The 9,753-nt window shown below is 44.1% G+C and carries 11 protein-coding genes; 4 read left to right on the forward strand and 7 right to left on the reverse strand.

Features of this window, described 5'->3' with window-relative positions:
- Positions 1–7: 7 nt before the first annotated feature.
- The 4 genes from BTW00_RS10665 (at position 8) to BTW00_RS10680 (ending at position 3,323) form a co-directional block, all read left to right on the forward strand.
- On the forward strand, positions 8–1,228 hold the full coding sequence (locus BTW00_RS10665) for a cytochrome bc complex cytochrome b subunit (protein ID WP_371531454.1): 1,221 nt from the start codon (positions 8–10) through the stop codon (positions 1,226–1,228).
- Positions 1,228–1,941 carry a cytochrome c1 gene (locus BTW00_RS10670; RefSeq protein WP_058024135.1) on the forward strand — a complete coding sequence of 238 codons (714 nt, stop codon included), beginning with the start codon at positions 1,228–1,230 and terminating at the stop codon, positions 1,939–1,941. Before BTW00_RS10665 ends, BTW00_RS10670 begins: the two co-directional genes overlap by 1 nt.
- Before the next feature lie 197 nt (positions 1,942–2,138).
- Complete coding sequence (locus BTW00_RS10675) at positions 2,139–2,753, forward strand: glutathione S-transferase N-terminal domain-containing protein (protein ID WP_058024136.1); 615 nt, start codon at positions 2,139–2,141, stop codon at positions 2,751–2,753.
- Positions 2,754–2,885: 132 nt separating this feature from the next.
- The gene (locus BTW00_RS10680; RefSeq protein ID WP_058024137.1) at positions 2,886–3,323 is read left to right on the forward strand and encodes a ClpXP protease specificity-enhancing factor; all 438 of its coding nucleotides are present in this window, start codon (positions 2,886–2,888) and stop codon (positions 3,321–3,323) included.
- A gap of 104 nt (positions 3,324–3,427) precedes the next feature.
- Here the strand turns inward: BTW00_RS10680 and dcd are convergent, their stop codons facing one another.
- The 7 genes from dcd to BTW00_RS10715 all read right to left on the reverse strand — a co-directional run bounded on the left by dcd (position 3,428) and on the right by BTW00_RS10715 (position 9,642).
- Positions 3,428–4,003 carry a dCTP deaminase gene (gene dcd, locus BTW00_RS10685; protein WP_058024138.1) on the reverse strand — a complete coding sequence of 192 codons (576 nt, stop codon included), beginning with the start codon at positions 4,001–4,003 and terminating at the stop codon, positions 3,428–3,430.
- A gap of 112 nt (positions 4,004–4,115) precedes the next feature.
- Positions 4,116–5,237 (reverse strand): DUF2804 domain-containing protein, encoded by a 1,122-nt coding sequence (locus tag BTW00_RS10690; RefSeq protein ID WP_058024139.1) that lies wholly within the window; start codon positions 5,235–5,237, stop codon positions 4,116–4,118.
- 27 nt (positions 5,238–5,264) lie between these two features.
- Complete coding sequence (locus tag BTW00_RS10695; protein ID WP_058024140.1) at positions 5,265–5,690, reverse strand: hypothetical protein; 426 nt, start codon at positions 5,688–5,690, stop codon at positions 5,265–5,267.
- Positions 5,691–5,783: 93 nt separating this feature from the next.
- Positions 5,784–7,016 carry an iron-sulfur cluster carrier protein ApbC gene (apbC, locus tag BTW00_RS10700; RefSeq protein ID WP_075107395.1) on the reverse strand — a complete coding sequence of 411 codons (1,233 nt, stop codon included), beginning with the start codon at positions 7,014–7,016 and terminating at the stop codon, positions 5,784–5,786.
- Between the two features lie 209 nt (positions 7,017–7,225).
- Entirely contained in the window at positions 7,226–8,002 is a 777-nt protein-coding gene (locus BTW00_RS10705; protein ID WP_058024142.1) for a 3-hydroxybutyrate dehydrogenase, read from the reverse strand.
- Between the two features lie 66 nt (positions 8,003–8,068).
- Positions 8,069–8,698: a 3-oxoacid CoA-transferase subunit B gene (locus tag BTW00_RS10710; RefSeq protein WP_075107396.1), complete on the reverse strand. Its 630-nt coding sequence runs from the start codon at positions 8,696–8,698 to the stop codon at positions 8,069–8,071.
- A gap of 230 nt (positions 8,699–8,928) precedes the next feature.
- Positions 8,929–9,642: a CoA transferase subunit A gene (locus BTW00_RS10715; RefSeq protein ID WP_075107397.1), complete on the reverse strand. Its 714-nt coding sequence runs from the start codon at positions 9,640–9,642 to the stop codon at positions 8,929–8,931.
- Positions 9,643–9,753 lie beyond the last annotated feature (111 nt).

The raw sequence follows: 9,753 nt of genomic DNA on the forward strand, positions 1-9,753 counted from the left end.
TATGAGTATGGGTAAAAAGTTAATGCATTGGGTGGACGCGCGTTTTCCAGCGACCGAAACCTATGAATACCATATGTCAAAGTACTACGCACCAAAGAACTTCAACTTTTGGTACTTCTTTGGCGTGCTATCAATGATTGTACTGGTCAACCAATTGGTGACTGGTATATGGCTGACCATGATGTACAACCCTAGTGCCGAGGGCGCATTTGCGTCTGTAGAATACATCATGCGTGATGTCAAAGGCGGTTGGCTCATCCGTTATATGCACTCGACTGGCGCCTCTGCGTTCTTCGTCGTTGTCTATCTGCATATGTTCCGAGCCTTGCTATACGGTTCATATCAAAAACCTCGTGAGCTTATCTGGCTCATCGGTATGGGCATCTATTTGGCTCTTATGGCCGAAGGTTTCTTTGGATACCTACTCCCTTGGGGCAACATGTCATTTTGGGGTGCACAGGTTATCTTGAACTTACCTGCAGCTCTACCTGTTATTGGTGATGGCCTTGCTGAATGGGTACGTGGTGACTATATCATCTCAGGTATTACCCTAAACCGTTTCTTTGCTCTACACGTTGTTGCTATTCCATTAGTACTCGTGGGCCTAGTATTTATGCATATCGTGGCGTTGCACCATGTGGGTTCGAACAACCCTGATGGTATCGACATCAAAAAGCTAAAAGACAAAAATGGCGTACCATTAGACGGTATCGAATTCCATCCATACTACACTGTGCATGATATGGTGGGTATCGTAGTATTCTTTATCTGTTTCTTTGCAGTGGTATTCTTCTTCCCAGAAGGCGGCGGTTTCTTCCTTGAGCCACCAAACTTTGAGACTGCCAACTCACTGAAAACACCAGCGCATATTGCACCAGTATGGTACTACACACCATTCTACGCTATCTTGCGTGCAGTTCCTGACAAGCTTGGTGGCGTTATCGCCATGGGTGCTGCTATTGCTGTACTGTTCTTGATTCCATGGCTTGATAGATCGCCTGTACGCTCAATGCGCTACAAAGGTATCTTGTCTAAGATTGCACTAACTGTATTTGCTATTAGCTTTGTTGTATTGGGTTACTTAGGTGCGACGCCTGCTACACCAACGGCAACTATCATGGCTCGTGTATTCACGATTCTATATTTCTTGTTCTTCTTACTGATGCCGTTCTACACTGCCATCGAGAAGTGTAAACAGCCACCAGAACGCGTTACCGGAGGTCACTAATGAGCACGCTAATGAAATCCCTAGCTGGTCTAGGCTTAGGCGCGGCATTGACCTTGACTGCTGGTACAGCAATGGCTGAAGGCAGTGGTTGTGGCACGTTTACTAATGCTGAAGGTGTTGATGAGCATTTGGCTTGTAGTACAGCGCCTATTGATTTTACCAATAAGGGCTCACTACAGAACGGCGCGAAAATCTTTATGAACTACTGCGCTGGGTGTCACTCAGCCAAATATGTTCGTCATTCGCGTATTGCACAAGATTTAGAGATACCGCCTGAGTTGGTTGAAAAGTATTTGATGGTTACCACCGATCAAATCGGTGACCATATTACTGCTGAGATCGACCCTGAGATTCAAGCATCTTGGTTTGGCGCAGCGCCTCCTGATTTATCACTTGAGACAAGACTGCGTGGCGATGACTGGGTATATACTTACCTACTATCGTTTTACGAAGATCCAAACCGTCCTTGGGGCGCCAACAATCTAGTGCTCAAAAATGCTGCTATGCCTCACGTTTTGCACAACATGCAAGAAGAGTTGAGCCAAGAAGAGTTTGAATCTGAAGTTGGTGACTTAGTAAACTTTATGGCTTGGATGGGTGAGCCTGCTCGTCACGACCGTCAAGTAATTGGTTTCTTTGTTATTTTATTCTTATTAGTACTACTCATCCCAGTTTACTTGTTGAACAAAGAATTCTGGAAAGATGTCAAATAAGTAATAATTAGCAGACAGTTCTGATAATTAAAAAAGGCACTACTTCGGTAGTGCCTTTTTTTGTGCTTTGACATTAAGCTGAAATACCAGATAAGCCGGAAAATAAGCCACTCAGCGCTAATGTTTACGTACACTACCTTGATAAACGCTGCGAGTTTGTTTACGATGACAACCTTCACTCTTAACATTAGGCTTTCATGATTGATGCGAATGACATTCCAAGTAGTCAGCTAATTTTATATGCTGATGATGGCTACGACAGTCATGTGGTACGCCTATTACTTGAAGAAAAAAAGCTTGCTTACTATTTGTCTCGTCTACATTCTGAGCGCCCTGAAGATTTGACTGAGCTAAACCCTTATCATACCTTACCTGTATTGCAGCAGCGTGAGATTGCGCTTTATGAGATTAATGTTATTTTTGAATATCTTGAAGAGCGTTATCATACCAATAAACTGCTTCCTGAGACACCGCAAGAACGTGCACAGTTTCGCCAATTGGCTTGGCGCATTCAACGTGATTGGCTCGTACTCGGTAAGCGCCTCCTCACGCATCCAGATAGTTTTAATAAAGCACAAGCTGCTGTTGCCAAAAAACAACTCAGTGATTCGTTGATTACTCTATCACCCCTGTTTGCTCACAAGCCTTATTTTATGGCTGATGAGTTTGGTTGGTGTGACGTACTATTAGCACCACTATTATGGCGATTGGATGAGATGGGTATTGAGCTGCCACGTGCTATTAGCCGTCCACTGTTTGAATATCAAACGAGAGTGTTTGAGCGCAGTAGCTTCCAAAAAAGCGTACGTTGATTAGACAAGTGTAAGAAGCTGCCTTAGAATAAGTACCAATATAATAGAAATTGACTTGCACTTATTGTGCGATAATTTGCTAAATAAAATATCTTTTCATTATTGAACATCATTAGTATAGGAAATCATTAGATGAGCGAAACCACCTCTATTACACCTACCCGTCCTTATATGGTACGTGCACTATATCAATGGATAGAAGACAACGCCTTGACGCCATACTTGATGGTCGATGCTACTGCTGATAACGTACAGATACCAACAGAGCATGTGCAAGACGGCCGTATCGTACTAAATATCGCCAGCCGTGCTACGGGTAATATGAGTATGGAAAATGACTACATACATTTTAGTGCGCGTTTTGGGGGCGTCTCACAGGAGATTTGGGTACCGCTCACGGCAGTAATGGGCATTTATGCTAAAGAAAATTCGCAAGGGATGTTCTTTGATCCAAAAGAATATGATAACTATGTACCAGAAGACGACGACGCATCGATTGCTAGCAAAAAATCTGCTACCGCACCTAAACCGAAACGTGATAACAAAGCAGGGTTGAAAGTGCTGAAGTAATCAGCCATTCAAACTGATTATTTTTCACATAATAAAAAGCCAGTCATATTTGATATAACTGGCTTTTTTATTGGCTGCTCAAAGACTTGAGACTTTATCTTTAACTAGGTTCTCGGCAAGGTCACGCCGCGCTGACCTTGGTATTTACCGCCGCGATCTTTGTAGCTGGTCTCGCACACGTCATCGGCATCGCTTTGGAAAAACAGCATTTGTGCCACGCCTTCACCTGCATAAATACGAGCTGGTAGATTGGTAGTGTTACTAAATTCAAGTGTCACATGACCTTCCCATTCAGGCTCAAGCGGCGTTACGTTGACGATAATACCGCAACGCGCGTAAGTCGACTTGCCTAGGCAAATAGTCAGTACGTCGCGTGGAATACGGAAATATTCCATCGTACGTGCTAAGGCAAACGAGTTTGGCGGAATGATACACTCATCACCGACGATATCGATAAAGCTTTTATCATCGAAGTTTTTAGGATCAACAACGACTGAATGGACGTTGGTAAAGACTTTGAATTCAGGCGCACAGCGTACATCGTAACCGTAGCTTGAGGTACCGTAGCTCACCAAACGCTCGCCTGCATCATTGAAGCGCACTTGACCTGGCTCGTATGGCTCGATCATGCCGTGCTCTTCGGCCATTTTACGAATCCAGCGGTCAGACTTAATAGACATTGTTATTCCTTAGCAAATTTTTAATAGCGATGATTATACGGAATTGATGGCTCAATTTATAGGTTTTACGCGAGATAAAAGTATCCACTCGCTATTCAGCTTGAGTCAGATATTACCATTTTGCAAAGTGATCTTCCGCTAGTCCCATTACCTTATCCAAGCGTAGCACTTGCCCAGCTAAGCGTATCTCTCCGCTGTACTCCCCTAGCCACTGCTCAAAGATGCTGGCGACAACGCCGAAATTGTCTGTTTTTTTGTAGACTCTAATCGGCGTGAAAGTTAAATCGATATCGACACTGCTCCAGCCTAAGCTTCGATGATAAATGTGCCAAGTATTGGCAGAGGAGTCATTCGTATCTTTACGCTCAAATAATACAGGCGGCAGATAAAAAATCTCGCCATCGAGCCAACAAGCATTCTCACTTAGACCTGTATCATTGACACCCATAGAGAGATTCAATAAAAAATGCCGACCATCTGCTAGGTAGCTGTTGATACAAGTCCAAAACCAATTGGTCTCATGACGCATATAACCCAGTGTCCAATCTAGATTGGCTCTTGTTGTCTTGCTCAATTCAAGTTTTTGCTGCTGACTATCAGCGGTTATCTGTGCACCCGCTTTGATAATTATCTCGCCGCTAGCAGCGCTCAACGGCTCTTTTTGGGTAAACGTCCAACCGCGTCTGCCTGTTGGCGTACATATCGCAAGCGGCTGCTGCTGACGCTCTAATTTTGCATGGACTGCTAGATATTGGCTATCAAGCTCTATACTCACCTGCTCTGGGGTAAAACCTAGCGTTAGGCTAAGCTTGCTATGGGTAAAAGACATCTGCCCTTGATAGTGATCGCCTTTAAATTCACTACGGCGCGTAACTGGCTGCAAGGCTTCCCCAATCTCTAATTGTGCAGTCTCTTCATTGTAAACATAAACAAAAGCACTAGTGGCAATCTTAATCGTTGCCAGTGCGAGACATACTCTAAAAGGCGGCTCGATGATTTGGACAAAACAGAATTGATTGGCCTTGAAGTCTTTACGCCAGTTTGATAATGGTTTTTGCGAGATTAGCGGACTGTAATAATCGAGATAATTGATTTGTTTAACTTGCGAGAACACCCCAAATTGCGGCTGACCATTTTGGATGAGCTGTTCGATAGCTTGTGGCTTTATATCCGTAGAAATGATATTTGCGTAAGCTACATTATCTACCTTGTCGCTTTTAATAGGTCCATGCATTGCTATGACATCCTTGTCTTGCATTTATTACTGACTAATCACTTGTCCTTGATAGCTTACTTCGGTACTTATCACTGTTCTTTTTGCTTGCCTTGATGCGGCCCAAATAGCTTCTGTAATGGCTTTGACCTCTATTGCAGTGAGTCCATCGGCCAGCTCCTGCGTCACATTTGCTACGGCAAAACCATTTGTCCCAAAAGGATGCTTGGGAAACTTTAACAATAAAGCCGCCATCGCCTCTACTGCTGACAAAAAATCGGCAATCACCATTCGCCTATTACTAAAGGTTGCATTGACTTGATAGCGCTTGCTACTACCATCTTTATAGTAGCAAACGCCAATCAGCTGGTTATTTGATAGCTCAATTTCATACACGGGCGGACGCAGCATTTTTAATAACGTGTACTGCTTGGGCGCAGCCTCTAAATGACTTTGATAAATAGATACACTCACAAAGTTTCCTTGCTTCTTTGTTAGAATAAAAGTGCTTTTAACTTTATATTTGCTTAGGCTAATTTGTTATTGATAAACAATCATCATAAACGATTAAAATATACGTTTATCATCAACAGGCTTAGCAAATTTATCAATATTAGTCTCGATGTTTTTGGCTATATTGATATAGTAATTCGCAAACTCATCATCAGCCAATACACTTGGCTCCCCTTTATCGACTTGGGCGCGGATACCACTGGCAAGTGGTAGTTGCCCTAATAGCGGCACCTGATACTGCTCAGCGATAATCTCACCACCGCCAGTACCAAAAATCGCTTCGGTATGGTTGCAGTTACTACAAGTGTGCAGCGCCATGTTTTCAACAACACCAAGCACAGGAATACTGGTTTTGTTAAACATCTCAATACCTTTCTGCGCATCAAGTAGTGCAACGTGCTGCGGCGTCGTGACGATGACAGCGCCTGTCACTGGGATACGCTGTGCTAAGGTCAGCTGTATATCGCCCGTACCTGGCGGCATGTCAATCACCAAGTAATCTAGCTGTGGCCAGTTGGTTTGATTATAAAGCTGCATCAGCGCACCTGTCGCCTTTGGCCCACGCCACGCAACTGGTGTGTTCTCCCCATCGAGCAAACTACCAATGGAGAGCATCGCTATTCCATGCGCATCAACCGGAACGAACTGCTCGTTTTCTAATTGCGGCTTCACATCGGCAACACCTAGCATTGTCGGCATACTAGGCCCATATATATCCGCATCAAGCACGCCCACGCGGTTACCCAGCTTTTGTAATGCCAGTGCGATGTTCACAGTCGTCGTTGATTTGCCAACGCCGCCCTTACCTGATGCCACAACAATAATATGGTGGATACGAGGATGCGCAGCTAATGAAGCTTGCGTAGGTGCTGCTTTGGTAATTGGCGGCTCAGCGTTAGCGTTATTGGCATTACTCACGTTGTTATTAACGCCAGATGAAGGCTGGGACTCCATCGCATTGGTTGTCTTTGGCATCTGCTTTGGTAAGCTTGAACCTGACCCTTTTTCTGGAGCAGGCAGGCGCACATTCATATGAATCGTGGTAATGCCATGCGGATGCAGCAACTGGCCAAGCTCTTGTTGGACAGCTTCAGGGTTGCTGTCTTGTGGCAGGCGCAAGTCTAGCGTCAGCGCCTCGCCGTCACGCTCAAGTCCTGTGACCATCGTCGCAATACTGACTGTTCCTATCTCATACCCAAGCAATACTTTATCAACGGCACTATCACGTTCTGCCTGCTGCTGCGGTGTTTCGGTTTTGGTGGTTTTTTTCTTCATAAAGTTGAACATAGCTATTATTATTGCCTATACAAGTGGATGAGTTTGGTACATAGCTTAATTCATCTCGTCTCCTATTGAGCAAACGATAAAACCAGTGACCATTTTAGCCAAACCTTCTATCGTGACAGTGTAGCTGAATTGGACGCATAAAAAAACCACAACGCCAGTAGGTCTGACATTGTGGTTTGTTCTATTATAATAGGCGCAATATCTGTCTATTAATTCATAAACCAGCCATGACTGGCAACGATAGATTGTCCTGTAAACACATTACTGGGAAACGCCGCTAAGAATAGTGCCAACTGAGCAATATCCTCTACCGTCGTAAACTCTTTATCGACAGTATTTACTAGCATAATGTCATTAACGACAGATTCTTCACTAATACCTTTCTCGCTTGCTTGCTGCGGGATTTGTTTTTCGACCAAAGGCGTTTTGACAAATCCTGGACAGATCACATGCGAGCGCACATTATGCTCAGCACATTCTTTGGCCAATACGCGGCACAGTCCTAGCAGGCCGTGCTTGGCAGTGACGCAAGGTGCTTTATAAAGTGACGCTTCATGCGAGTGTACTGAGCCCATGTAGATGACCGTGCCGCCTTTATCGTCTTGATACATGTGCTGTACCGCAGCTTTGATCGTCAAAAATGCCCCATCTAAGTGAATAGCGAGCATTTTTTTCCAGACATCAAACGTCATTTTATGGATAGGATCGATAATCTGGATACCAGCATTAGACACCAAAATATCAATAGCGCCAAAGGTATCAACCAATTTCTGTACACCTTCGTTTACCGCATCTTCAGAGGTGACATCCATCGCAATCGCAAGAGCACGCCCGCCACCTGCTTCAATGGCATCAACCGTTTGCTGTGCTGCTTCAAGATTGATATCGGCAATACCAACCATAGCGCCTGCTTTTGCATAAGTCTCAGCGATATCACGACCGATACCACTTGCAGAGCCAGTGATTAATGCCACTTTACCTGTCAAATCCTGCTGTAATTAGGTGGCCATATAGGTTCCTTATTATGATCTATAAATATTAGGAGATAAATCCTATTGAGCAATGCTAACTGGCGTTTTTTCTTGTAGCTCGTCAAAGCTAACACCATCTGCTAATTCAACCAATTTTAGGCCACTGTCAGTAACGTCTAATACGGCAAGCTCAGTGATGATACGATCAACCACGCCTTTACCCGTCAATGGTAGCTCACAGTTGGCTAAGATTTTTGGATCGCCATGCTTATTGACCTGTTCCATCAATACAATCACACGCTGTACGCCTGCGACCAAATCCATCGCACCGCCCATGCCTTTGACCATTTTTTTGGGAATCATCCAGTTAGCAAGGTCTCCTTGCTCTGAGACTTCCATGGCGCCTAATATCGCCAAATTGACATGACCACCGCGAATCATCGAAAAAGATTCAGAACTACTAAAATAACTGGCCCCTGCTTCTGCAGTCACGGTTTGCTTGCCCGCATTAATCAAGTCTGCATCGACGGCATCTAAGGTAGGGAACTCACCAATACCCAGCAAGCCGTTCTCTGATTGTAGCCATACGTCTACGCCTTCAGGAATATAGTTAGCGACTAGCGTTGGTAGACCAATGCCTAAGTTGACATAATAGCCGTCTTGTAGCTCTTTTGCCGCGCGCTGCGCCATTTGTTCTCTTGTCCATGCCATGCTGATTTCCTTATTTTTTACGATATTCTATTGTTATTCGTCTAAATCGTTAGTTATAGTTGATCCAATTTGAGAGTGGTACAAGGCATCCGAGTGCAGATGTATCTGTCATACTTCAAGCAAGGTTAACGCTGTAACGCTTTTATAGTGGATTGACTATATCTAAACAATTAGTTATCTAAATTATTATCAATCTAAAAACTGACGATAAGTCTCAATCATGATTTTATCTAAGCGCCTTCTACCGCTTTAGTCGTGGTTTTTTCGATACGTTTTTCAGGGCTAGCATTCAATACAATACGTTGCACAAAAATACCTGGTAGATGCACTTCATCTGGATCAAACGTGCCTGTCTCGACGATTTCTTCGACTTCGACGATGGTGATTTTTCCCGCCATCGCGCAGTCTGGGTTGAAGTTGCGAGCGGTCTTATTAAATATCAAGTTACCGGCTTTATCAGCCTTCTGTGCTTTGATGAGTGCCACATCCGCACGCAGTGAATGCTCTAATACATAAGTACGACCATCAAAATCACGCGTTTCTTTACCTTCGGCAACTAATGTGCCCACACCAGTCGCTGTATAGAATGCAGGAATACCCGCACCACCTGAGCGTAGCTTTTCGGCCAATGTACCTTGCGGGGTTAGCTCAACTTCTAACTCGCCTGCCAAGTACTGGCGTTCGAACTCTTTGTTTTCACCAACGTATGATGAAATCATTTTCTTGATTTGGCGGGTCTGTAGTAGCAGACCAAGTCCAAAATCATCGACGCCAGCGTTGTTGCTGATACAGGTCAACTCTTTAACGCCACTATCACGTAGTGCTTCGATCAATGCTTCTGGAATGCCGCATAGACCAAAACCACCGATAGCGAGTATTTGCCCATCTTTAACAATACCGCTTAGTGCCTCTTCAGCACTGTTATATACTTTTGATTGACTCATGCTTATCTCCTTGCAAGTCTGTTTTTGTTATTAATGTAATAACTCCCAATTACTGGCACAATACCCTTCAATATCATCCCTTTTCTATTCAAGGTACCACCAATTAGATGG

It is taken from the genome of Psychrobacter sp. C 20.9 (assembly GCF_001921765.1).
In the GTDB taxonomy this organism is placed as follows: domain Bacteria; phylum Pseudomonadota; class Gammaproteobacteria; order Pseudomonadales; family Moraxellaceae; genus Psychrobacter; species Psychrobacter piscatorii_B.

Bases quoted from the DNA above. Each gene is read 5' to 3' on its own strand.
- BTW00_RS10690 (WP_058024139.1), bottom strand. From the start codon at position 5,237: ATGCATGGACCTATTAAAAGCGACAAGGTAGATAATGTAGCTTACGCA.
- BTW00_RS10715 (WP_075107397.1), bottom strand. From the start codon at position 9,642: ATGAGTCAATCAAAAGTATATAACAGTGCTGAAGAGGCACTAAGCGGT.
- BTW00_RS10670 (WP_058024135.1), top strand. From the start codon at position 1,228: ATGAGCACGCTAATGAAATCCCTAGCTGGTCTAGGCTTAGGCGCGGCA.
- BTW00_RS10680 (WP_058024137.1), top strand. From the start codon at position 2,886: ATGAGCGAAACCACCTCTATTACACCTACCCGTCCTTATATGGTACGT.
- BTW00_RS10675 (WP_058024136.1), top strand. From the start codon at position 2,139: ATGATTGATGCGAATGACATTCCAAGTAGTCAGCTAATTTTATATGCT.
- BTW00_RS10710 (WP_075107396.1), bottom strand. From the start codon at position 8,698: ATGGCATGGACAAGAGAACAAATGGCGCAGCGCGCGGCAAAAGAGCTA.
- dcd (WP_058024138.1), bottom strand. From the start codon at position 4,003: ATGTCTATTAAGTCTGACCGCTGGATTCGTAAAATGGCCGAAGAGCAC.
- BTW00_RS10665 (WP_371531454.1), top strand. From the start codon at position 8: ATGGGTAAAAAGTTAATGCATTGGGTGGACGCGCGTTTTCCAGCGACC.
- apbC (WP_075107395.1), bottom strand. From the start codon at position 7,016: ATGTTCAACTTTATGAAGAAAAAAACCACCAAAACCGAAACACCGCAG.